Raw genomic sequence first — 24,543 nt, 5'->3', positions numbered from 1 at the left:
TAGCTCAATGGTTGGTTAATAATTATCAAGCTACGAGGCTCATTATATTTTTCAGCCATCAAATGATTGTATAGGAATAAAGCAAAAAAAATGATAAAAAATTTGCGCTAGGGTCGTTTTATGAAGATGGTCGTTATTAACAGTGTCAAATAGCTTAGCTTTAAGACATTGAACAACCACTCAAATCTTATAGAAATACAATAGTAAAACACTCGAGAGAATAGATGAAAGAAACTTTTGTCACTATGCCCATATAACGCGCGTAACATACAACGAACTTGCAATGATTTATATCAAGGGTTTGTTATAATACGCAGCAACCAGCCGACTACGCTTACGCTCATGCCAAACCATCTTGTTTACAGTGTCTTATATTAATAGCTGTACTGACACGTTGGACGCTTAGGAACAAATCTTATGACCGAATCGACTTCAAACACGCATAAAACCTCGGCGTCACCTGACACTGTACTGCTGCAACTGACTGGTCTAAAAAAAACCTATGATCAAACGGAAGTATTAAAAGATATAAACCTCGATATCAAGCATGGTGAGTTTTTGACCCTGCTTGGCCCATCGGGCTGCGGCAAGACGACACTACTGCGCTTAATTGCTGGTTTTGAGCAGCCAAATGCTGGGGCAATATATTTAGATGGCGTACAGATGGCGGGCTTGCCAGCCGATAAGCGTCCGGTCAATACCGTGTTTCAGCAGTATGCATTATTTCCGCATATGACCGTTGCGCAAAATGTCGCTTACGGGCTTAAGATTAAAAAAGTCCCTAAAGATGTGATTCAAACGCGTGTGCGCGAGATACTGACCATGGTACAACTCGAGCATTTAGCCAATCGTAAACCGCAAGATTTATCTGGTGGTCAGCAGCAGCGCGTTGCCATTGCACGCGCGGTGATTAATCGTCCTAAACTATTATTACTTGATGAACCGTTGTCTGCGCTCGATCACAAGCTGCGTTTGCAAATGCAATCTGAGCTTAAGCGCCTGCAACGAGAGCTTGGCATTACCTTTGTTTTTGTCACCCATGACCAAGAAGAAGCGCTGTCAATGTCAGACCGTATTGCAGTGATGAAAGACGGCACGTTTCAACAGATTGGGACGCCTATTGAGATTTATGAAACCCCCGCCAATTTATTTACGGCCAAATTCATCGGTGAGACCAATCTATTCAAAGCCGAAGTCAAAGGCGTGTATCCGGACCAGCCAGATCGTGATGGACAAGTAACCAATGGACGCATTGAGGTCGAGGTTTGTGAAGCACAGGCGCAAGATGGACCGACAGCACTACGTAACCTACGCCGTCCTGATTTTGCTAATGGCGTGCAAGTGGGCGATATCGTAAATTTACTACTCCGCCCTGAAGATCTACGGATTTATGACCCTAATGATAGTACGCAAGCCGGATTACTAGGCCGTGTCATTGAAAGTAATTATAAAGGCAGTACCTTAGATTCGATTATTGAGTTAGCAAACGGCCATATTATTAAAGCTTCTGAATTCTTTGATGAGGATGATCCAAGCTTTGATTATAAGCTGAATGAAGCGGTCAAGGTTTCATGGGTGGATGGCTGGGAATGGGTATTGCCCGAAGACCATCTGGCAGAACAAAAAGTACATGAACAAAATAAAACTGGGCAAAAGGATGGCAGCTGATGGCAGGTAATAGCCGTTTCAATTTGGGCAGCAAAAGTCCTTTTCGTACCGCAACGCTATTGCTGATCTGGGGTTGGCTACTGATATTTGCGTTATTACCAAATATCTTGGTCATTGCTGTTAGTTTTTTGACCCGCGATAGCAGCGCTTTTATTAGCCTACCTGTCAGTATCGACAGCTATATACGCATAATTGACCCGTTGTATTTTGAGGTTTTCGTCCATTCTTTATGGATGGCAGGCATTACAACGGTCATCTGCTTATTGCTTGGTTACCCTTTTGCATGGCTGATATCTAAAGCGAAAGTACGCTGGCAGCCCTTGCTGATGATGTTATTGATATTGCCGTTTTGGACCAACTCTTTAGTGCGGACTTATGCGCTCAAATTGCTATTTGCCAATAACGGTTTGATCAATAAATCACTACTAGCGATAGGCGTGATCGATACCCCTATCGATATTTTGTACACGCAAGGTGCAGTAATAGCCGGTTTAACTTATTTGTTATTCCCGTTTATGGTATTACCGTTATATGCGGTATTTACTGATTTACGCAATGACATGCTACTCGCTTCGCAGGATTTGGGCGCTTCCAAGACACAGACCTTTTGGCACGTGGTGCTACCATTGACCACGCCTGGGATTATCTCAGGGGTGCTGTTAGTGTTATTGCCAGCGATGGGTATGTTCTATGTGGCAGATATTTTGGGTGGCTCGCGAAATTTATTGGTTGGTAATATTATTAAAAACCAATTTTTGGATGCGCGTGATTGGCCATTTGGCGCAGCAGCCAGCGTATTATTGACCCTTGCGATGGCCGTACTATTACTCGCCTATCGTGCCAGTAGCCGCCGCATTGGCAAGACCGACTTTAATGAGGTGGCCTAATGTCTGATAACTCATTAAACAACTCACCGAGCCGCTCATCTAATAATACACCGACTAAAAACAAACGTCACATCAAGCCACCTAGCATCGGCAGCATAGCGGCTAAAGGCTATCTTGGCCTGATTTATGCCCTGCTGTATTTACCTATCATCGTCTTGGTAGTGATGTCATTTAATAAATCAAAAATTGGCTACAATTGGGGTGGATTTAGCTTAAAGTGGTATGAGTCGCTATTCAATAACCAAGCGATGCTCGATGCTTTTTGGCACTCTATCTTTTTGGGTTTGGTCGCCGCCACCGTCTCAACCTTGATAGGTACACTGACTGCCCTTGCCTTACACCGCTACAACTTTCGCGGTAAAGGTCTGTTAAACGGGCTGTTATTTGTACTGATGATGTCGCCTGAGATTGTTCTCGCTATCTCATTGCTCGCATTATTTTTATTAATTGGTCTACAGTTGGGCTTTGTCTCGCTGTTACTCGCGCACATTACCTTTTGTCTGCCATTTGTGGTCATTACTGTTTTTGCACGCTTAAGTAGCTTGGATGAGCGCCTAATGGAAGCCGCGCGCGACTTGGGTGCTAACGAATCAACGATGGTGCGTACGGTACTGATTCCCGTGATTCTGCCCGCAGTAATGGCAGGTTGGTTGCTCGCCTTTACTTTATCATTAGACGATGTGGTGGTTTCCACTTTTGTCACGGGCCCAAGCTATGAGATTTTACCGCTACGTATTTATTCTATGGTGCGCGTAGGACTTAAGCCGGAAGTCAACGCCATTGGTACATTGCTATTAGCCGCCTCGCTTATCTTAGTCATTATCTCGCAGCTGTTGTTACGTCGGCGCTAGTTATTAACTATCTCTAGGTAAGAAAAATTTAATAATAGTATTTGAGTGGAATTCATTGCTACATTAGTTATAATGAATTTTTCTCACCTCAGCGATCAGGTTGTCTTATGTTAGAGCTTCGTCATCTCAATACTTTAACGGCATTACGAGCGCATGGCTCATTGGCTGCGGCTGCTGATGAGCTGCATGTCACAGCGTCTGCGGTCTCGCATCAGCTAAAAGAGCTAGAGAATTACTACGATATCAGCTTGGTCAATCGTCGCACTCGCCCGCTCACCTTTACCCCTGCGGGCAAAGCAGTACTGGCATTGGCAGACAGCATCATGCCGCAAGTGACTCGCACCAAATCCAATCTCAAACGCTTAGCACATGGTCAAGCGGGCAGATTACGCCTAGCCTCTGAGTGTCATAGTTGCTTTGATTGGCTGATGCCGATACTCAATCATTACCGCCGTGAATGGTCGGATGTGGAGCTAGATTTTGCGACTGGCTTTGAGCCTGAACCGCATCATCTGTTGATGGAAGGTGATATTGATCTGCTCATTACTACCAGTGATTTACCGATAGACGGTATCAGCTATCAGCCACTATTCGAGTATGAGAGCCGCCTAGTGCTTTCACCAACGCATGATTTGGCCGCGCAAGAGTTTATTGAGCCCAGTGATTTGACTGATGAGACTTTGATTGCTTATCCAGTGGAAGCCAAGCGTCTCGACATTATCGCCAACTTTATGACACCTTCAGAGGTAAGTTTTGCGAGTATTCGTACGACTGAATTGACAGCAATGCTTATTCAGTTGGTCGCCAGTGAGCGCGGTGTGGCGGCGTTACCTGATTGGGTGGTCGCTGAATATGAGAAAAAAGGCTGGGTTGTCTCGCGTCCGTTAGGTAGTGGCGTACATTGTCAGTTGTATGCAGCGACGCGTACCTCAAGTCAAGATACCGCGTATATGCAGGGGTTTGCGAGTTTGTTGGAAGGGATTGTGAAGCCGTTGTAGGTTTTATTTACCATAATCACTGTTATGGGAACAAGGACGGTTCCCTAGTGAGGACTCGAATTTATTAACTAAGTATTTGATATGCAAGGTGATTTTTTTGACGATTCGTTCAGTATACTTGTGGGTGTACTCGTAAGGGCTTTTTCGAGGTAAAACTGGACTGGTTAGTAAGAGATTAGAAACATTAAGACACAGAAAGCGTCTATGGCTGTCTGACAATTTTAGGAGTTATTTGTGCGAAATAAGAGATTTATACTACAGGTAGCAGCAGTATTTTTTGATTTGTGGGTTGACAGCTGCACTCATAATGGGACTTAACTTGATGCCAACTACTAATACCCTACCTGTTAATGCTACTTACCTGTCTAATACGTTTTGATAAAAACTACTTGTAAATTTAAAGCCTGCTCAGGGCTTTTTTTTGCTCACTAATTGAGTGTACTTCTTACATAAAAACTTGAACTTGTATTTGACGAATTATGAGAATATCAAATTCATAAGCTTTCTCAAGCCAATAATTAGCTCAAAACACTAAAAAAATTAAAGATGAATTTTATTTTGTACTTTCTTTAGAAAAACGATAAAAATTCATTAGCTAATTTAATGTTTCTAGCCTATAACTAACTATGCGTAGTAGGTTTTTGTTGTGATTTCTTACTGTAGATATTCCATGCACGAAAACTATTTGTTATAAACGTTTTGTTAACCAGCTAGTCTCAGAGGTTATATGAACTCTAACTTTATTACTGGAGAGGTAATTCTTTTCCCTGAAGGATTTCAGAACACAGGTAATGGAATTTTCCATCTGAAAGGTAAGCTCAGTTTTATTCCATCTCGTAATTTTGATCCAAATAATTTTCCTTTTGAATAACGGGGAATTTCCTATTTTTCTATATAGCTTTTACATTTTGTGCCCTCCTTTAACCTAAAATTTGCAAGGAGTAAAAAATGAATTTCAATACGGGAACAAGGAATATCTCTTTTATAGTTGCATTTGCTCTATTGGCAGGCTGTGCCTCTATAGACACAAACCCTTTCCAACAGTTTAACTCATCGTTAATAGAATTAAACAAAGGAGCAACATCATCGCTTGATGTGACTATTCCCTTGTCAGAAGAGCGTTATATAAAGGAAATCGAGAGTGAATTGAAACAAGGAAATGACAATCTGTTTAATCAGCTTCTTATAGAGACTGATGACAGTAAACCGTTTCTCGTATCTGAGTCTCCGACATTTCTCACAATGAAAAAATTCAAATTAGGAGTTTCGAAAGTCAACCTAGCTTGGGTGGAATACTCGAATCTTCTATTAGAGCTCTCGTCGAACGAGTTGGTCGATGATGAAAAGTTTTTGAAGCTAGCAACAGATCTTAATGCTAATGCGCGCGATGCAGTTCAGTCGCTCAAATATAAACCTAACGATACAACAGCTAAATATACAGGACTTTTTTCAACATCCTTTATCACAGGGGCGGAAGAGTACATAAACACAAAGCAAAAGGAAAAGCTTATAGAGTCTCTAACTAAAAACCAAGACTATATTGGCGCATATGTCAAGGATATACAAGAGGCGATACATGCAATGGCACAAAGCAATAATGAAGAGTTCGCAATTAAGCAGGAGAGTTTAGGTAGAGATCTTCTCAGTTTGGTGAAGAGTAACGAAAATGGTAACAATGATGTAAAAATACGAAGAACCCTCGGAGAAATGATTGATATTAAAACTGCACATTTGAATCAAGTAGAATCTCTTCAGGCGTTGTACATAGCATACGGAAGAATACCTGCTGCTCATGCAGCGCTGGCCACAAGGCTATCTAAATCAGACTCATCTATAGCAGCTATTAATGACCTGTTAGAAAAAGGGATTCAGCTTCACTCCTCTTACGAAGCGACGGCCAAAGTTAATAAAGTGGAGTTGGTGAAAGTAAAAGCAGATGCTGCGAATAGTAAAGCGACAACAGCTGAAATCATATATCAACAGGGCAAACTCAAATACGCGCAAGCTCAATTTGAATATACTCTGGCAAAAAATGCATTAAATACTGATCCCAGTAACAACACTAAAAAGAAAGATGCGGAATATAAAAAGAAAATAGCGGATGAGCTTAAATTAGAAGTCGATACTTTAAAAGAGTCTTCTGAGGCTTTAAGAGTAGCCGCGACAGCTATAGAAGAAAGTGCTAGTGAAGTAATAAAAAGTATTATTAAGAATTAAGGAGCAATACTATGAACACTCCTACGACCAACAAACAACAGCTAATACAGCAGCTATCGGCTTCAAAAACAAAAGCGTATAAAATAGAATGTAAATTGTCGTTAAAAGGAATGGATGATGAGGCTTTCGAAGTAAGAATACGTGTTGACGAGTTAAACAGAAGGATCGATCGTTTAAGAGCGGAAACAATGAGTGACTGGCTAGAGAATTCCGACAAAACTATCGTTGATGTATATTTGATAAATAAAGAATTAAAACGCTGTATCAATTATATAAATCACAATGTAGATGTAGTTGAAAATATTGTTAAGCTAGTTGGTTTCATTGATGAGATAGTTGAAATAGTTGATGTGATTACTTGATTGCAATTTATAACAAGTCAATGCACACGGGCACAGCATCGCTGTGCCTGTGTTTGAGGCATTATCAACTAACATCAAAGCCTTTATACATTTGAACGTGTTGATTCTATATCCCTTTTACATAGTTAAGCTATAAATTATCATCGCGCACACCTACATTTACGTTTTTTATCAGCCCTTTTTACCTATACCCCACTGGAACCACCTAAACAGACCTCTTAAACAATTAATAGACCACCTAAAACAGACTGCAATAAAGGAACTACTTAAATCAGACCATTAAACGAGTAATATCTATCAACGGTTATAAGACCAACTTAAAAAAGTAAAAGCCAAACGCGGTTGCCAGCAATGTCAGTCCTACGTGCAGACCTATCAGTGCTAGACCTGCCAGCAGCCGCCCATCATGCATAAAGCTAAATACCTCAGCGCTAAAAGTGCTAAAGGTCGTCAGCCCGCCCAAAAACCCAGTCATGACAAACACGCGGATGTTATCTGACAGGCCGCTACCCATCCGCTCAAACCATACCAATGCCAGACCAATCAGCAGCCCGCCTAAGACATTTGCGCCTAATGTACCCAAAGGTATCCAGCTGTGCAGCAGATTAAAACGTGTTAACCACGCCCGCAAGCAAGCTCCAAGTGCTGCTCCTAAACCAATGGCGAGCCACTGCATAGATTATCCTTAATTTGTATGGCTTTTGATGAGTGTGCACTTCATATGGACATACACCTAACAGAGCTATTACACCGCAGGCAATTCTGTCATCGGCCAACGAGGCACACAGCTCACCGCTAAATCATCGGACTGCCCTGCTTGCAGACGCTCGTAACCAGCATAAGCGATCATCGCCCCATTATCTGTACATAACGCAGGCGGCGCATAATGGACGGTTGCATTTATTTTAGCCAACTCAGCTTCTAAGGTTTCGCGCAGATGAGTATTGGCACTGACGCCGCCCGCGATGACTAAGCGGCTCATATCTGCTTGCTTAAGCGCTTTAACGCATTTCTTCACCAGCGTATCAACCATGGCATGTTGAAAGCTTGCGGCAATATCGGCACGAACTTGTGGGTCGCTATCAGAACTATTGTCTGATCCATAGCCTGAACCAGCAGTGTCTTTAATAAGGTTATGCACCGCTGTTTTCATACCGCTAAAAGAAAAATCTAAACCGCGATGTAGCATTGGTCTTGGTAGGCTGTAAGCATTTTGATTACCAGTTTCCGCCAATTTGGCTATATTAGGGCCACCAGGATAAGGCAAGCCTAGCATTTTGGCGGCTTTATCAAAGCACTCACCCGCTGCATCATCTATCGATTCACCCAATATCTCATACTGCCCAATACCATGTGCGGCAATCAGTAAAGTATGACCGCCGGACACTAATAATGATACAAAAGGAAACGCTGGCGGATTTGCGCCCATTAATGGTGCTAATAAGTGCCCTTCCATATGATGAATACCAATCGCTGGAATGTCTAACCCGTACGCCAAACTGCGCCCAAATAATGCACCGGTCATCAAAGCGCCAATCAGTCCTGGACCTTTGGTATAGGCAATAGCGTCAATCTCGCTTTTCTTGACGTCGCACTGCTCTAAGAGCTCATTAAGCAAAGGTACCAGCTTGCGAATATGATCGCGACTGGCAAGCTCAGGCACCACGCCGCCATAGAGTGCATGCAGCTCTATCTGTGAATACAATACTTGTCCGACCAGACCTTGATTGCCACTATCTATCTGCTCACTATCAAAAATCGCCAAACCTGTCTCATCACAAGAAGTCTCTAAACCCAATACCTTCATACTTTTGCCTTTATACTTTTGTCTTCATATCATTTTTTGCAGCGCTTTTCATTATTTAGCATCTAAAAAAATATGTATAAAAAAACCGCCATTGTCAGTCACAATGACGGTCAGTTTAGCAAATTTCAATAGTTAATATATTCTAATAACCAATATCAGCTCACTGCTGCGATCATATAATCAACAGCTGCATAGACTTGAGCTTCACTTACCTTATCAGTGGCTTGAGCTGGCATTTTATTAAAGCCTTTAGCTGAGTGCATGTGTAGCGTCTCTGTGCCTTTAGTAAGACGCGGTGCCCATGCAGCCTTATCGCCATATTTGGGCGCATCAAGTAAGCCGCTCTCATGACAGACTTTGCAATTGGTCTCATATAACTTAGCACCTGCATCAGCAGCCAACACCTCAGGCTCTGCAGCAACCTCTTGTGCGACTTCTTCAACTACTGTATCGGTAGGCTCTACAACAGGTTCAGGCGTAATCACTTCAGGCTCTACTATAGGCGCTTCATCTACCACTACGGTTGTATCGGCAGGTTCATTGACAGCAGCAGTCTCTTCGGTAGGCGTATTATCACCGCTACAAGCGCTAAGTGTCAGTAACGCACTCAAACTGATTGCAGATAAGGCTAATTTATTCATACGCTGTTTTTTATTAATCATGATCACACCTCTACTCGATATTTCATGTTAGTGGCTGCCAATTACAGCGCATAAACTACAGACTGATGGGAAACTTAACCGCTATTAATTCGTAGCTGGTTCGGCTGCAGTAGTGGTTGCAGTCGTATCAGCAGCTGGCATACCTGCACTATCAGCGACTGCCGCATCTGTATTAGCACTGTCAGTAGCCGTAGTCTCTGCCATAGCAGTATCAGTCGTTGCTGCTTCAGCAGTTGCAGCGCCTTCTGTTTCCGCACCATCTACTACTGTACCATCGGCTTCAGCCACTGGCATTGGAGCTGTTTCTGGAAATTCCATATCTTCAGCTTCAGGAGCATTTTTGCGAGCAAGCTCAGCGGCTTCATCAACGCGATCTACTGCCATCACTTCATGTGACTCACCTTCTTTATCACTACTACAGGCAGTAATGCCAAACCCAAGAGTGACAATAAATGCTGTGCTTAAAGCCATATTTAGTACTGTTTTCTTCATTCCAACACCCTTAATAAAATGGACACATCGACTTGAATATGCTTACTACTATATGGAAATTATCATAGCATAAACTCAAACCAAACCGTTATAGACAGTAGGGATTTTTTATTCATTTACTTTTTATAGGTTTATTAAGCTCTAAACACATTTATCAGGATTTAAAATACGTATAGAAGCTGTATTCATGGCTTATCTCGCCTAATAATACACATAGGCAGATGCACTAAAAGCATTGACTTTACAGCCATTTTTTATTAAAATACCTGCCCTTGTGTTAATGCGCAAGATTATCCTAGTTTGAGCTGATGCCTGTAATCTTGAGATATTACGGCTAAATACTAATATACAGCCAAACTAATGCCTTTATATCTCATCCTAATCAAGGAGTCTTCATGCCTGCAGTTAAGGTTAAAGAAAACGAACCAGTTGATATCGCTATCCGTCGTTTCAAACGCGCTTGTGAAAAAGCTGGTGTATTGTCAGATGTACGTAAGCGTGAGTTTTATGAAAAACCAACGCAAGTACGCAAGCGCAAAAAAGCTGCTGCTGTAAAGCGTTATAAGAAAAAGTTACAACGCGAAACTATTCGTACCACTCGTATGTACTAATCAATAATACGATTAGTTAAGTACCAGCGCTACACTAACGCCACTGTTATCCATTGATATCAGTGGCGTTTTTTATGCTACAATTTTTGTTATTGCTGCTAACGATACAGACTTGAAGTGAAAATCTCATCAGCCTAAAATTTAACGAACAAGGAATAATAACAATGAGCCAACTTAAACAGACTTTATCAGACGATATTAAAACATCAATGAAAGCGCGTGAGATTGAGCGCGTTAAAGTCTTACGTAACGTACAAGCAGTTATCAAGCAAATCGAGATTGATCGTCAGACTGAGCTTGATGATGCAGGCGTTCTAGAAGTATTACAAAAGCAATTAAAACAGCGCCAAGAGTCATTGACTATTTTTACTGAAAATAACCGTGATGACCTAGCTACCAAAGAGCAGTTCGAGATTGATATTATTAATGAATTCATGCCTAAGCAGATGGATGATGCCGAACTTGCTGCCTTAGTGAATGCAGAAATCGCGGCACAAGGCGCAACATCTATGCGCGATATGGGTAGTGTAATGGGCGTACTTAAGAATAAAACTGCTGGCCGTGCTGATCCTGCACTCATCTCAAAGCTAGTAAAAGATGCGCTACAAGGTTAATTGCCAGTTAAAATATTGCAATTAAAGCATCGTAACTAGAGGATCGCAACTAAAGCATCGTAGTAGATTTCATATCAAAAACTGCAGCGCTCAAAACGTATAAACATACCGCCTAAGGCTTATAGTCTTTGGCGGTTTTTACGTTTTTAATTTCCTGCTCGATACTTGCTAGTAATGGACGGGCACTACTGCTTTGTGCACTAGCTTGCAGTTGCTTGGTTAGCTGTTTTGCTTGCGTCAATGAGGTGAGTGCTGAGTCGTAACGCCCATTCCACAACTGGTCATGACTGCGATAACGCAGCGCATTAATCGTAGCTATACGTGCAACCTGCGGTGATGCAGTGGTTTTGGCTAGCTTTTCATTGGCCAGTTGTAAACTTTGCCATGCATAGCGATCACTTGGCTGCTGCTGGGTAAGAGATTTGAGTAGCGCTTGTGCTTGGGTCGGCTGATTACTATTGGTTAGCGCTTCTGCTAAATATAGACGCAAATCGCGGCGCTCAGGATAGAGACGTTGCTGAGCTGCCAGTACTTTAGCTGCTTGCGCCCATTTATTCTGCTCAGTGAGCACTTGGCTATGAGTAATAGACAATAAGGGCTCCAACGTTTGCCGCTGGTCTGCGGGTAATGCCGTAAGCTGCGCCATTATGTCATTAGCCTCATCAAAACGCTGATGTTCGCCGTACCAATGCATTAAAGCCAATTTTGCTCCCACGCTGTTCTTAGCAGCCGTGGTTAACTCTGTCTCAGAGGCATGCTTACCAGTGGTTTTTACTCGCCAGTAAAGGAGATCAAATAGTGCTTGATGGCGCTGCTGCTGAGTTAATGATAACGAGGGATAACGTTGAGCACGACTTTGCGACTCACTTAGACGTTCGTTACTAAGTGGATGTGAGCGTACAAAGCTTGGTAAGAAGCGATTGGCAACTTGATTGAGCTGGCTTTGCTGATTCATCGTACCGAAGAATCTTGGCATCGCTCGTGGGTCATAGCCAGCTTGGGTCATAATTTGCATCCCTACCCGATCAGCTTCGCGTTCATTATTACGACTAAAAGCCATGCTGCTATTCATAGCAGCGGTCTGACTACCCATCATTACAGCGGCCGCCGCATCACCATCAGCAGTTGAAGCAGCAATGGCTGCTAACATGCCACCTATCTGCATCAGCATGGCTTTTCTCTTCTCATCTGCACCATTTTCATAATGCCTTTGGCTAACATGGGCGACCTCATGAGCCACTACGCTTGCTAGTTCATCCATACTACTGGCCGCTAAGATAGTACCCGTGTTCAAGCCAATGACTCCGCCGGGTGCAGCAAAGGCGTTGATGCTAGGATTATCAATAATGACTAATGCTAATGGTGCTTGCTGCCGCGCTTGTGCATTGAGCCGCCATGTCATGTTTTTGACGGTTTCTTGAATCCAAGGATCATGCTCCATCTTGACGCGGCCATTGATATTTTGAAGTGACCACTCACCTATTATTTTATTTTGATATTGATCTGCAAAGCTTAACCCCTGACCCTGCAAATTTGGCAGCTCTAGTTCATCAGATTTTGAAGTCTGCCATGAGCCATAGACCGGATTAGTCACCAATGCCAATGGTGTTGCCGATTGTTGCATAGCAGTAGGCGCAGCATAGCTATGGTTACTGGCAATTGCTAACAGTACAAACAGACCTACATATCGAAACGTTGAACGCTGATGTGATTGAGGCCAAACCCTAGTATGCTGTTTGTTATTTGCATAGTTGGTTGTTGGGAAGTCAGTGATCAAAGAGCTATGTAAATAGTTCAAATGCGCATCCTATGCTATCGGCCATATCATTGTTTTTTGACTATACGAGGTTGTCTGCATAACGTCAATTCTAGCGTGGTATTGGCTACCAATATCTAGGCGAGCGTCACCATTGTGCAACATGATTATGTCACTCTAATGAATCCATCATGGTAATTCTAGTAGGCCAATCATGACGATGACTATATTCAACTGCATTTGCTAAGCAGCTATTTGTTATAATATATCCATGATCTCACGTCATCTTTATACGTTAAGTCTTAAAACCTAACTATCAATAACTAAGAGTTTAAGGGTTTCGTCTATGTCCGCTGAAAGCCATTTGTATATACCTTATCATGTATATTTACAGCAAACCTTATCTAATACTGAGCAGCATACGATTGCGTCCTTACTACGTTTATTACCGACGGACTGTATTAGTGACATTCAGATGACAGATGTTATAGACGATGTTCAACCGATTGTTAGGATAAAAAACATGGTAGATGGACGCGGTCTTGCTTGTCCAATGCCGCTACTAAAAACTAAAGTAGCACTGCGTAATGTGGCGAGTGGTGAGTCATTGTATGTTGTGGCAACTGATCCTAACTCTCAAGCAGATATTACTGCTTTCTGTCAGCAAACTCACCAAATGGATGGCGATAATCAGTTACTGTTGACAATTAACCAGATGACCAAGCCGCAAACTGCTGACAACACCTTATCAGAGCCGTCCGATACAATATTTCACTTCATCATTACCAAAACCGATAGCAACTAAGCGTCGCTATCCTTTACAATTAAGACAATAAAGATTTTTATCTGAATATTTGCTCATTTAATATTTGCTTACCTATTTAATCAAGGTCAAGAATATGGCTACTCCTTCTACTGAATCGTCGACAACGAAAAAGACGCAAAACAGTGCTGGTACTGAAAAAAACGCCGCACGTGAAGCAGCACTTAATGCTGCCGCACAGCGCCCTCCTTACGATGCTAGTGCCTTAGAAGATACCAGCACACGTGATTTAGTACCCGCGATGCCCACTCACCTGTCTGCACCTGGAGTGAATTTGGGTGCGTATATTAATACTGTACATCAAATTCCAATTTTGACGCCTACTCAAGAGCAAGAGCTTGCCCATCGCTATTATGATGAAGGTGATGTCGAGGCTGCACGCTTGCTCGTTATGTCGCACCTACGTTTTGTCATTCATATTGCCCGTAGCTATTCGGGTTATGGGTTACCACAGGCTGATTTAATTCAAGAAGGTAACTTGGGGTTGATGAAAGCAGTTAAGCGCTTCGACCCAAATAAAGGCGTACGTTTGGTATCCTTTGCTGTCCATTGGATAAAAGCTGAGATTCATGAATTTGTGATTCGTAACTGGCGTATTGTCAAAGTTGCGACAACCAAAGCCCATCGCAAATTGTTCTTTAATTTACGTAGTCTAAAAAAGACCAATAACCAGCTAACGTTAGAAGAAGCAGACGCTATCGCCAATGATTTGAATGTCACGCGTAAGCAAGTCTTGGAGATGGAGTCGCGACTGACTTCATACGATGCATCGTTTGAGACTCAATCAAGTGACGATGATGATGGACGCTATGCTCCGCAGTTATTCTTGGAAGATGGTATCGATCCTGCCGAGATGGTAGAAGAATCTGATTGGGAAGAGAACAACTCATCAGCACTGATTGCGGCAATGGATACCTTAGATGATCGCTCACGTGATATCGTCGAGCAGCGCTGGTTGACAGAACAGAAGTCTACCTTGCACGAATTAGCAGCTGTCTACTCTATCTCAGCAGAACGGGTGCGCCAAATTGAGAAAAATGCAATGGACAAAATCCGCGATGCAATGACTATTGAGAGTGTAATTTTGCCTGATGATGTTCAGTAAATAGCCGGACGTGCCATTAACAACATTGATAGATAATCTATAATAAGAGTTGTGTAATGTTAAATTGGATAGGTATTGCAGCGATTAACCTTGCTATCGCTGTCGCCTTAGGTGCTTTTGGAGCTCATGCCATCAAAAATATGGTCAATGCTCAAGAGCTGGCATGGTGGCATACGGCAACGTTGTATCTATTTATTCATGCACTAGGTCTATTACTCGTTGGACTCCTGATTCGCTTGAATTATGCGACTCAAACCACCGCTTGGTTACTGCAAATTGGTATTGTTATTTTTGCTGGTAGCTTGTTTGCGATGACTCTAGGGGCACCGCGCTGGTTTGGCGCTATTACGCCTATTGGTGGCGTATTATTGATAGCGGGTTGGTTATGGCTGGCAGTGACTGCGTTTCGCATGGACAAATAGCGAATGGTCAGATAACTATAGAGCTATCTTGTTTTAAAACAAGAGCTTGAAGCATTGCCTTGAAGCTTAGCTCTAAAGCATTGTCTTAAAACGATAAGCTGAATAGCTATTGATACAAATCATCATTTTTGAGGGAGCAAATATTATGAGCACTATTCATGTTAATGGCAGAACTTTACAAACTACTCATCAGACCGTACAGTTAGTCGTTAATGAACTGGGATTGAGTACTGGTCGCTATGCAGTTGAAGTCGATGGTGAGCTAATCCCAAAAAGTGAACTTGGACAGTTACGTATTGTTGAAGGTATGAGTATTGAAGTAGTACAAGCAGTCGGTGGTGGCTAACTTTTATATCAAATATCTCAAACCTAAAAAGACCTCAACACATAACATGTTGAGGTCTTTTTATTGTTAACGTTTTATTTATATTTTCTTTGTTGAATACTAGTTTTTCTAAATAGCTGGAGCAGCTTCAGCCCCTAGTATGTCTTCATAACGTCCATCACGCCCAGCGCCTTGAGTCTTCTTAGCTTCTTGACGAGTTTTATATTTACGCACTTGTCTATCGAGCTTGTCTGCCATCTCATTAATGGCTTTATACATATCATCGTCGCAAGCTTGGACGAACATCTCTTTCCCTGATACACGTATGATGGCTTCAGCCTTATGGCTCTTTTTACCACCATCGTTCGCTCCACTATTATCTAGTGACAGTATCACTTGAATACTTTGGATCTGATCGAAGTGACGCTCTACTTTCTCAAGCTTATCGCGTACAGCTGTGTTCATTGCATCGGTTACGCTGATATGGTGACCACTGATAGAAATATTCATATGCTGATCCTTATATTTATTACTTATAGTCAACAGATGGGTCGGCACTCCTGCCTTTGCCACCTTGCCTCATCAATAACACCAATTGATTCTTCATATATTCTGTGGCATATCCGTTTGTCACCACATATTAATAATATAGATAAACCTCTTAATATTTATTATTGATATACCTCTAATTTGTCATGAAAACTGACGAGTAGCAAGACGCTATATTGTAACTAAATGTAATCATAGCTGTTGTTCTTTTCTTAATTATATATAATTGGGACTTTTTATTTTTTATTTATATAAACGAATATAGTTATCTTTCTAGTAGATGCCAATTGTTTCTACGGGCTGCTGGTATTTCTGGCTAATTACTACTGTATAAAGCTTGGTCGACAGAATCTGGCTACAATTTCAGCAAAGACTATCTATAAATTTTAAATAGTCTTGGGCATGGTGATTGTTAGTATTATAATCTGCAATATTACGACTTTTAGGGCGTGTCCTCATTTTGGTAATGGCAATAAAAATGAGATAGATTTTTGTCAATCAAAGGAAATTTTGCAGAGAATATGAACATATTGTCTAGAAACTTTCAAAGAGTGACGGAAATATAGCCATTTTTAGCCCATTAGAGGTTCACTCGTGCAGATTGAGGACACACCCTAGTATTATTAGCGGCTAGTATTTTTGTTTGCGCTGCGTGGAGGAGCTAATATTCATTGCTTCTCGATATTTGGCAACGGTACGTCGCGCGATATCTATACCGTCAGTGAGTAGCTGGGTTTGGATACGGCTATCGGACAAAGGCTTTTTTGGATTCTCGTCATTGATAAGCTGCTTAATCATGGCACTGATAGCGGTCGAAGAAATATCCCCATCACTACTGCTAACGTGTGACGAAAAGAAATGCTTGAGCGAAAACAGTCCCTGCGGAGTTAGAATCGTCTTACTGGTGGTCAAACGCGACACTGTAGATTCGTGTAGGTCAACTTCAGCAGCGACATCCTTTAATATTAAAGGTTGCATAGCTGTAGCACCATATTGCAAAAACTCATCTTGACGGCGTACGATACTGGTCGCAACTTTAAGCAGGTTTTGATTACGCTCCTCGATACTACGAATAAATAGTCGTGCGTCTGTAAGGTTTTCACGTAAATACTGATTGTCGGAGCTATCATCGCCACGCTTGACTAGGTTTGCATACTCTTGATTAACTCGTAGTTTCGGTAAGGTAGCCGGATTGAGACGTACATGCCAGCCACCATCTGGTGTTTTACCGTTAGAGGTGCGACGTATTGGGGTCACTAATACATCAGGGATATCGTAGCTTGCAGGCAGCTGAGTGTAATCAGGCTGACTGCTTTGAAATGATAGGCCTGGCGCGGGGTTCAATGTGCGTAATAGGCTAAGTGCGGGGGTAATGTGTGCAGATAACAAGCCAGTAGTATCGGTTAATGCTTTAATATTATTGCTAACCAAATGCTCGCTAGCAGACAGCAAGGCCTGTGCATGCTTGAGGTATGCAGTGTCAGGGTCAAGCTTAGCCAATTGAATAGCGAGACATTCGCTTAAATTACGTGCGCCTACGCCTAATGGATCACAAGATTGGATAATGCGCAGTACCACTTCTATCTCATCGCGCTCTATATGGTCATCCCATTGATAAAAACTTGCCATTGTCTCTAGACTTTTTAGCAACTCGTCAATATCTAACTGCACAAAACCCATGTCATCCATCGAATCCATGAGATACTCTGCGATCAAGGTATCTGTCTCTGAAAGACGTTTAAAATTAAGCTGCCAGCGTACATAGTCTTGAATACTAGTACTGGTGCTCCCTTGATAATCGTCAAGTTTATCATAATCTGCGCTTGCTGCTGCGCTACTGCCACTAAAGCTACCAAGATCATAGCTGCTATAGCTTCCATCGCTATCTGTACCTTGATAATCATTGCTTTGATAGTCATTGTCTATCGCAGTATTATCCATAGCACTGCCATCAATATTTGCCTGTTGCAATTTATCTAAGCTATCGTTGAATGTGTCGTCATATTCGGCAGTGTCATAATCAAAAGCATCATCGGTAGCTGATGAATCCGATAAATCAGTAGATACGCCAATTTCGCTATCGCCATTCCACATCTCAAGCGTTAAATGTTCATCTAGATCGTCAGCGAGTTCATCACCACTCTCTCCATACTCATCTTCCTCGACGCGCTCGAGTAATGGATTGCTATCCAGCTTGGCCTGTACCTCTTGTGCAAGCTCAAGACTAGAGAGCTGCAACAATTTGATAGCTTGCTGCATCTGCGGGGTTAGCTTTTGGGAGGTAGTTAGCGCGGTCGCCAATCCAAACGACATACTCATAGCTGGTGTATTACACTCCAATGATATTGCTTTGGTTATATGGGTTAACTGTTCACTGAGAACTAGTAAGGTTTCTATAAGCTTATACTATTTGCAAAAATTAAAATAGCTGGCAAAACAAATACAAGCACTAAGAGCGTTAATCTGAGCGAGTTGGATAAGATTAAATTATTTTTCTTGTTCGTAGTAACTTGCAGTACAACTACTTGAAGTACCACTACATTGAGTAATGACGATAGCATTTTTTGCAGCAATTTTGCTATGATAATTTATATCTTAAAACAATAACTGAGAATAAATATATGAATAACAGCACGCACAATCATAAACTTACCGTCGCTGGCGTACAAATGAATAGCCAGCAAGACATCGATGCTAACCTTGCTACTATAAAGTCTGCTATTGATGATGCCAGTGCGCAAGGGGCGCAGCTTGTAGTGTTACCTGAGAACTGCTGTAGCATGGGGCAGCAGTTTGCAACCGCTGAGCGCTTTGAGTCCCTATCTGCCACCTTAGCAGATTATGCGCGTGCAAATAATGTCCACTTACTAGCAGGCTCTCTACCCTGCTCTTATCGTCCAGATGGGGTTATCGTACCTGATGGACGTTTGCGCCAAGTCAGTCAGCTGTTTGGCCCTGATGGGACGCAGGTCGCACGCTATGACAAGATTCACCTGTTTACCGCAACCGTCGCCGATAAGCAAGGCAGCTACAACGAAGCGGCGACATTTGAGCCAGGGACACAGACGGTAGTCGCTCCGATTGAAACAAACGACTCGATTTATCAATTAGGGATGATGGTGTGTTTTGATTTACGTTTTCCAGCGCTTGCTCAGCGTCTGCGTCAAGCTGGAGCAGATATATTAAGCGCTCCTTCTGCTTTTACGTATTTGACGGGACAGGCGCATTGGTCGCTACTGTTGCAAGCTCGCGCCTTGGACAGTCAATGTATGGTAGTTGGAGCGGCGCAAGGCGGTGATCATACTTATAAAAATGGCAGTATCCGCCAGACGTGGGGACATGCAGCCATTGCTGCTTTTGATGGTACCGTCAAGGACAGTTATGATGACAGTAATCTAAATAGTCAAACTCAAGATAAAAACTATGCGTTAGTATTCGCTGACTTAGACAAGCATGTTCAAGAGCAAGCACGGCAAAAACTGCCTATTTTTCAGTGCCATCGCTTAGCATAATCAACGTCATCGTTTAGCATAAGTTAACGTCTGGCTTAACACCACTGCTAATCTTTCTCATTTTGACTGTGTGTGGCGCGCGGATGGGCACGGTCATAGACTTGGGTTAACTTAGCAAAATCCACATGTGTATAGATCTGCGTGGTACTGATATCACTATGGCCTAGCATCTCTTGTACGGCGCGCAAGTCGCCACTACCTGAGAGCATATGTGAAGCAAAACAATGGCGTAATAGATGCGGATACAGGTTTTGTGCAATGCCAGCCCGCGTTGCTGCTATTTTCAGACGCTGCTGTACGGCGCGCGTTGATAATCGAGTGCCCAGTTTCTCACTGATAAATAAAGCGCTGTCTTGTTGCTCCACCCATAGATTTCGATGCGGCAGATAACGATTGATAGCAGCAGCAGCTTTAGCACCCAATGGTACTAGACGGGTCTTATTACCCTTACCCGTGACCCGCACACGCAAATCGGACAAATCTACGTCGGTGACATCAAGCGCCACCAACTCACCTACCCGCAGCCCACTGCTGTATAGTAATTCAAACATCGCTTTATCACGCAACCACAAGCGTGCCTGCTCAGGCGTATTGGGCATCTCTTGATCAAGCAATTGGGTAAGTAAATCCACATCAGCAATAGATGGCAAGGGTCTAGGACTACGCTTTAACTGATAGCCAGTGGTTGGATTGATACGTGCCAAATCCTCTTCAATCATCCAGCCATAAAAGTGCCGAATAGCTGACAGCTCTTGCTGTACGCTAGCAAGCGCAAGCTTGTCTTCATCAAGGCGCTGACCAATATGCTGAGCCAGCTGGCGTTTATCACAGCGTGTCCACGTCAGCTTCTTACCACGTAAGAATAACGCCAACTGATTTAATCCAGCAAAATAAGCCGTCAAGGTATGCACAGAGTGATTGCGCACAGCCAAAGTATTTAGCCATCGGTGGACAGGTGACAACAGCTCACGTAATGGTTCATCCAACTCTATAGACTGCGCCTGCTTATAAGTATGACTATCCATGCGAGACATGCGTTGCCCTTAACGCTAAAAATACAGCTTGTTTAATTGGCAGGGCTGGGCTTGATACCTGCTTGCGCCATTAAGCCATCTGGACTAAATACGCCCTCATAAACAAAGGCGGTTGGACCCGTCATCATGACTGAGTAACCGGGCTGCCAGCGGATAATCATGCTACCGCCATATAGCTGCGCGCGCACATCTTCGCCTTCATCAAGCCAACCTTCACGTATGCCAATCGCAACCGCTGCGCACGCCCCAGTGCCACATGCTTGGGTCTCACCGACACCGCGTTCATAGACACGCAAGCGAATATGACGCTGATTCATGATTTGCATAAAGCCTACATTGACTCGATCTGGGAATGCCGGATGCGATTCAATGGCCTTGCCTAAGGTTTCGACTTCAGCGTCAAGTACATCGTCGACTTTGATGACAGCATGCGGGTTGCCCATATTGGCCACGTAAAGCTGCACAGGCGTACCATTTACATCTAAATGATAGGCATTTTGAATCTTAGTCGTCGCTCTAGGGGTAAATGGAATCTCATCCGGCGCAAACTTGGGCTTACCCATATCGACTTCTACCCAGCCATAACGGTCCGTCGTCAGAGAAATAATACCACTGGCTGTCTCGACCCGCAGGCGCTGCTTAAATGATAGCTTACGCGCTTGGACAAAACGGGCAAAACAGCGCGCTCCATTACCGCACTGCTCAACCTCTGTACCATCGGTATTAAAAATACGATAGCTAAAATCAACATCCGGACGCATCGGCGGCTCGACGACAAGCAACTGATCAAAGCCGATACCTAAATGACGGTCACCCAATAACTGTACCAATTCTTTGGTCAACTCTAAGCGCTGGGTCACCAAATCGATGACCATAAAATCATTGCCCAGACCATGCATCTTGGTAAATTCTATTAGCATATCCTTGTGTCCTATTCTATTTTTATGTATCCGTTATATTAGCATGCTGTCAGATACAATGATAACTATCAGCGAGCCAGAGACTGTATGAATCCTACTAAAACCGTTAATTATAGATACTATGGCGACTATAGTAGATCCACTATAAAATAAATACAGCACTACTGAGATAAATTTTGCGCAGCCTCTGTCTGCGTAGGCACAGCAAGCAAGGAAAATTTATTCCAGTAGTGCATTATAATTTATGTACTTCTTTTATTTAGGACTGACCATACTATGATAATCAATCTAATAGCTCCTATAATAATTACTATAAATATTGCCATAAAAAACCCATTGTCATGACAACAATGGGTTGTTATTTAACAGTCAGTATTACCTATGCAAAAAGCCAGTTCCATTAAACCAGTTCTATTGCTTCAAAAAATTGGTTCCAGCAGTAGGATATTCTTTTTAAAGCGCATTTATATTATTGTTCATTTTGCCAAAGCATTTCATCTGCATATAGTGCCTCAGCAGTTTCACGTTTGCGAATCAGCTGATGGCTATCCCCTGCAACCATGACTTCACTTGCACGCGGACGTGAATTATAGTTGCTGCTCATGGTAAAGCCATAAGCCCCTGCCCCCGTAATTGCTAAAATGTCGCCAGTTGCGAGTGACAGTAGACGGTCTTTTGCTAAGAAATCTCCAGTCTCACAAATTGCACCCACGATATCCCAAGGCTGGGTGCCATCCGTATCGATACCTTTATTAGGTAATACGTTGGGAATGACGGCCATTTCAGCTTGATACAGCGCTGGACGAATCAAATCATTCATCGCGGCATCAACAATGGCAAAGTTCTTATGCTCCGTAGGCTTTAGCACATCAACACGGGTAAGCAAAATACCCGCATTGGCAACCATACTGCGACCCGGCTCAAAGAACACTGTCTTGCCAAGCTCAATTAGTTTTGGTAATAAGGCTTGTGCAAAGTCATGGATAGAAACTGGCGATTCATCAATATAACGCACTCCTAAGCCACCGCCCAAATCAATATGACGCAGCTCAATACCTTTTTCGCGCAAGCTATGCACCAGCTCAATGACTTTATCTAAAGCAGCAATAAAGGGTTCGACTTCCGTTAATTGTGAGCCAATATGGCAGTCAATTCCAACGATATCGATATGCGATAAACCAGTAGCCTGCTCATACACCGCTACCGCTTGCTCATGGGCAATGCCAAACTTATTGTCTTTTAGACCAGTTGAGATGTAGGGATGGGTCTTGGCATCGACATCGGGATTGACCCGTAGCGATATCGGTGCACGCTTATCAAGTTGCTGCGCTACCTCATTAATTAATGTTAATTCACTAATAGACTCAACGTTGAAGCAGCCAATACCTTGGGTTAATGCATATTCAATATCGCTTTTCGTTTTGCCAACTCCTGAAAACACGACTTTGTCGGCTTGTCCACCTGCTGCCAATACGCGCATAAGCTCACCGCGCGAGACAATATCAAATCCTGCGCCTGCTGCCGCGAGCACCCCTAACACAGCAAGGTTTGAGTTTGCTTTTACCGCATAGCAAATCTGATGATCAATCGCCGCAAAGCTGTCGCTATAGGCCTGATACACATCAAGTATTGCCTGCTGTGAGTATACGTAGCATGGCGTATCGTAGCGCTCTACCAACTCATTAATACTTACCTTCTCCATCCATAACTCATCTTGGTTATAGTGCAGTTCAGGTAGATGGGCGGTTAAGGCAGTAGGATCAACATACATTCCTTGCTCAGTATGGATAGTTACGCAGTCGGCTTGTAATTCAGAATCGCTCATATCGGGTTCTCTAATCTAATCAGGTTATCAATTTTGAAAGCATTAATTTAAAAGATTTAAGCTTAAAAGTGTTAATTTCAAAAGACTTAAGTTCAAAAGGAATAGAACTTCACTATTAAAGTCGTCATTGGAAAATGAGTCATTGGAAAAAATAAAACTAGTAATCGTTGGGATCGTCACTGGCAGCGGGCAGCACTTGCTGCTGCTCTAAATAACGACTCTTGTCATAGTTGTCATCATCGATAGTAGCAAAGGCAGCATCTTGTGGGTGGCTGGTGCTATCTAGTTGATCTGAGGTTGGCAACTCTGCATTGCCTGCAACCGTCTGACTACTCGGCGCTGCTATATAAAGATCCCCTTTTTGTCCGCAACCCGACAATCCAAGCATAACAGCGCTGCTAATCATCAAAGTCCAGATAGCATGACGACCAGAGTTGGTAGATAAATTTTGAATGCGTTTAGTATCTAAAAAGCGGCGTATAGTAAACATATGGCAGATGACCTTGCAACGGTGAAGATGCTATACAAAGGATAGCTATAAGTGACTCGTTATAAACGAAGAATTATAAGTAAAAAAATGCTAACTGCTGCTGACTAAAAGTCGTGTAAATTCAGCACGCTCCAATCATAGCATTATTCAGTAAAGCTGTGCTCGCCTTGAGTTTTATTGACTGACAATTTTATCTATTTTTTGTCCAAATCAACCTAAAATATAAGCTTAATTTACATCTATCTTTTCGATTATTTCTAGTTTGTACCACGTTAGTTATTCTCAGCTTTAATATTTAAAAAGTGGTTAAAAGAGACGTTTAGAGTTGTACTGACAAACTTTCTTACAATTTTGATTACTACTAAACCTGCCTTTATAGCACTTGCTATAGCAACTGAAGCCCTATAACTGTACTCGGTGAACAGTTGTTGTAGTGCCTTGACGAGCGCCAATCTTTAACCTTATAGTTATCGTGGTGTAGTACTAAGAATGTGTTACATTATATTCAGACCGTATGGCTGTAATAATGCTTTAACGTGTAGCTCACAGATACGCTAGCATACGAAACACAGAAAATTATAGCCCAGGATGATCAGCAAATCAGCGACCTTCT

At 42.6% G+C, this 24,543-nt stretch carries 24 protein-coding genes; 13 read left to right on the top strand and 11 right to left on the bottom strand.

The genetic code is table 11. The features are described from left to right. The first annotated feature begins 417 nt into the window (after positions 1-417). From potA to ACTQ9S_RS13290, 6 genes are all read left to right on the top strand, one after another. Positions 418-1,668, top strand: a complete 1,251-nt coding sequence (gene potA, locus ACTQ9S_RS13315) for a spermidine/putrescine ABC transporter ATP-binding protein PotA (RefSeq protein WP_440455213.1) — start codon at positions 418-420, stop codon at positions 1,666-1,668. Next, positions 1,668-2,555 carry a spermidine/putrescine ABC transporter permease PotB gene (gene potB / locus ACTQ9S_RS13310; protein WP_350655566.1) on the top strand — a complete coding sequence of 296 codons (888 nt, stop codon included), beginning with the start codon at positions 1,668-1,670 and terminating at the stop codon, positions 2,553-2,555. The genes potA and potB overlap by 1 nt, the downstream gene beginning before the upstream one ends. Beyond that, positions 2,555-3,406: a spermidine/putrescine ABC transporter permease PotC gene (gene potC / locus ACTQ9S_RS13305; RefSeq protein WP_350655567.1), complete on the top strand. Its 852-nt coding sequence runs from the start codon at positions 2,555-2,557 to the stop codon at positions 3,404-3,406. Before potB ends, potC begins: the two co-directional genes overlap by 1 nt. A 107-nt stretch (positions 3,407-3,513) precedes the next feature. Beyond that, positions 3,514-4,404, top strand: a complete 891-nt coding sequence (locus tag ACTQ9S_RS13300; RefSeq protein WP_440455212.1) for a LysR family transcriptional regulator — start codon at positions 3,514-3,516, stop codon at positions 4,402-4,404. 948 nt (positions 4,405-5,352) lie between these two features. Further along, positions 5,353-6,621, top strand: coding sequence for a hypothetical protein (locus ACTQ9S_RS13295; RefSeq protein WP_440455211.1), 1,269 nt, complete (start codon positions 5,353-5,355; stop codon positions 6,619-6,621). Between the two features lie 11 nt (positions 6,622-6,632). Further along, on the top strand, positions 6,633-6,983 hold the full coding sequence (locus ACTQ9S_RS13290) for a hypothetical protein (RefSeq protein WP_440455210.1): 351 nt from the start codon (positions 6,633-6,635) through the stop codon (positions 6,981-6,983). 304 nt (positions 6,984-7,287) lie between these two features. Here ACTQ9S_RS13290 and ACTQ9S_RS13285 read toward each other — a convergent pair whose 3' ends face one another. The 4 genes from ACTQ9S_RS13285 to ACTQ9S_RS13270 form a co-directional block, all read right to left on the bottom strand. Then, a complete protein-coding gene (locus tag ACTQ9S_RS13285) occupies positions 7,288-7,659 on the bottom strand; it encodes a CrcB family protein (protein ID WP_440455209.1) in 372 nt (123 codons plus the stop codon). 69 nt (positions 7,660-7,728) lie between these two features. Next, the gene (tsaD, locus tag ACTQ9S_RS13280; RefSeq protein ID WP_440455208.1) at positions 7,729-8,790 is read right to left on the bottom strand and encodes a tRNA (adenosine(37)-N6)-threonylcarbamoyltransferase complex transferase subunit TsaD; all 1,062 of its coding nucleotides are present in this window, start codon (positions 8,788-8,790) and stop codon (positions 7,729-7,731) included. Between the two features lie 155 nt (positions 8,791-8,945). Beyond that, entirely contained in the window at positions 8,946-9,452 is a 507-nt protein-coding gene (locus ACTQ9S_RS13275; RefSeq protein WP_440455207.1) for a c-type cytochrome, read from the bottom strand. 84 nt (positions 9,453-9,536) lie between these two features. Further along, positions 9,537-9,944: a hypothetical protein gene (locus tag ACTQ9S_RS13270; protein WP_440455206.1), complete on the bottom strand. Its 408-nt coding sequence runs from the start codon at positions 9,942-9,944 to the stop codon at positions 9,537-9,539. 395 nt (positions 9,945-10,339) lie between these two features. On the opposite strand from ACTQ9S_RS13270, the gene rpsU reads away from it, so the two are divergent. Further along, positions 10,340-10,555 carry a 30S ribosomal protein S21 gene (gene rpsU, locus ACTQ9S_RS13265; protein ID WP_010195908.1) on the top strand — a complete coding sequence of 72 codons (216 nt, stop codon included), beginning with the start codon at positions 10,340-10,342 and terminating at the stop codon, positions 10,553-10,555. A gap of 164 nt (positions 10,556-10,719) precedes the next feature. Beyond that, positions 10,720-11,169 carry a GatB/YqeY domain-containing protein gene (locus ACTQ9S_RS13260; RefSeq protein ID WP_068034083.1) on the top strand — a complete coding sequence of 150 codons (450 nt, stop codon included), beginning with the start codon at positions 10,720-10,722 and terminating at the stop codon, positions 11,167-11,169. A 112-nt stretch (positions 11,170-11,281) separates the two neighbouring features. Here the strand turns inward: ACTQ9S_RS13260 and ACTQ9S_RS13255 are convergent, their stop codons facing one another. Then, on the bottom strand, positions 11,282-12,967 hold the full coding sequence (locus ACTQ9S_RS13255; RefSeq protein ID WP_440455205.1) for a M48 family metalloprotease: 1,686 nt from the start codon (positions 12,965-12,967) through the stop codon (positions 11,282-11,284). A gap of 304 nt (positions 12,968-13,271) precedes the next feature. Here ACTQ9S_RS13255 and ACTQ9S_RS13250 point away from each other — a divergent pair, with 304 nt between their 5' ends. From ACTQ9S_RS13250 to thiS, 4 genes are all read left to right on the top strand, one after another. Beyond that, positions 13,272-13,730 (top strand): sulfurtransferase TusA family protein, encoded by a 459-nt coding sequence (locus ACTQ9S_RS13250; protein ID WP_440455204.1) that lies wholly within the window; start codon positions 13,272-13,274, stop codon positions 13,728-13,730. A 259-nt stretch (positions 13,731-13,989) separates the two neighbouring features. Beyond that, positions 13,990-14,853 (top strand): RNA polymerase sigma factor RpoH, encoded by an 864-nt coding sequence (gene rpoH / locus ACTQ9S_RS13245; RefSeq protein WP_203226502.1) that lies wholly within the window; start codon positions 13,990-13,992, stop codon positions 14,851-14,853. A 56-nt stretch (positions 14,854-14,909) separates the two neighbouring features. Continuing rightward, positions 14,910-15,275, top strand: a complete 366-nt coding sequence (locus tag ACTQ9S_RS13240; RefSeq protein WP_068034077.1) for a DUF423 domain-containing protein — start codon at positions 14,910-14,912, stop codon at positions 15,273-15,275. Positions 15,276-15,420: 145 nt separating this feature from the next. Beyond that, the gene (thiS, locus tag ACTQ9S_RS13235) at positions 15,421-15,621 is read left to right on the top strand and encodes a sulfur carrier protein ThiS (RefSeq protein ID WP_068034075.1); all 201 of its coding nucleotides are present in this window, start codon (positions 15,421-15,423) and stop codon (positions 15,619-15,621) included. Positions 15,622-15,729: 108 nt separating this feature from the next. Here the strand turns inward: thiS and hpf are convergent, their stop codons facing one another. Then, positions 15,730-16,110, bottom strand: coding sequence for a ribosome hibernation-promoting factor, HPF/YfiA family (gene hpf, locus ACTQ9S_RS13230; protein ID WP_068034073.1), 381 nt, complete (start codon positions 16,108-16,110; stop codon positions 15,730-15,732). A 669-nt stretch (positions 16,111-16,779) separates the two neighbouring features. Further along, a complete protein-coding gene (rpoN, locus tag ACTQ9S_RS13225; RefSeq protein ID WP_440455203.1) occupies positions 16,780-18,468 on the bottom strand; it encodes an RNA polymerase factor sigma-54 in 1,689 nt (562 codons plus the stop codon). A 302-nt stretch (positions 18,469-18,770) separates the two neighbouring features. Here rpoN and ACTQ9S_RS13220 point away from each other — a divergent pair, with 302 nt between their 5' ends. Continuing rightward, positions 18,771-19,661, top strand: coding sequence for a carbon-nitrogen hydrolase family protein (locus ACTQ9S_RS13220; protein WP_440455202.1), 891 nt, complete (start codon positions 18,771-18,773; stop codon positions 19,659-19,661). 47 nt (positions 19,662-19,708) lie between these two features. Here ACTQ9S_RS13220 and ACTQ9S_RS13215 read toward each other — a convergent pair whose 3' ends face one another. The 4 genes from ACTQ9S_RS13215 to lptM all read right to left on the bottom strand — a co-directional run bounded on the left by ACTQ9S_RS13215 (position 19,709) and on the right by lptM (position 23,930). Next, a complete protein-coding gene (locus ACTQ9S_RS13215) occupies positions 19,709-20,695 on the bottom strand; it encodes a tyrosine recombinase XerC (protein ID WP_440455201.1) in 987 nt (328 codons plus the stop codon). 32 nt (positions 20,696-20,727) lie between these two features. Then, the gene (gene dapF, locus ACTQ9S_RS13210) at positions 20,728-21,615 is read right to left on the bottom strand and encodes a diaminopimelate epimerase (RefSeq protein WP_068034066.1); all 888 of its coding nucleotides are present in this window, start codon (positions 21,613-21,615) and stop codon (positions 20,728-20,730) included. Between the two features lie 469 nt (positions 21,616-22,084). Then, positions 22,085-23,440 (bottom strand): diaminopimelate decarboxylase, encoded by a 1,356-nt coding sequence (gene lysA, locus ACTQ9S_RS13205; RefSeq protein WP_440455200.1) that lies wholly within the window; start codon positions 23,438-23,440, stop codon positions 22,085-22,087. Positions 23,441-23,597: 157 nt separating this feature from the next. Next, on the bottom strand, positions 23,598-23,930 hold the full coding sequence (gene lptM / locus ACTQ9S_RS13200) for an LPS translocon maturation chaperone LptM (RefSeq protein WP_440455199.1): 333 nt from the start codon (positions 23,928-23,930) through the stop codon (positions 23,598-23,600). Positions 23,931-24,543 lie beyond the last annotated feature (613 nt).

The sequence above is a fragment of the Psychrobacter sp. ASPA161_9 genome (genome assembly GCF_051970275.1).
Lineage (GTDB): Bacteria > Pseudomonadota > Gammaproteobacteria > Pseudomonadales > Moraxellaceae > Psychrobacter.
Note: the sequence above shows the minus strand (reverse complement) of the source record. Positions and strands in the feature narration are given on the sequence as shown.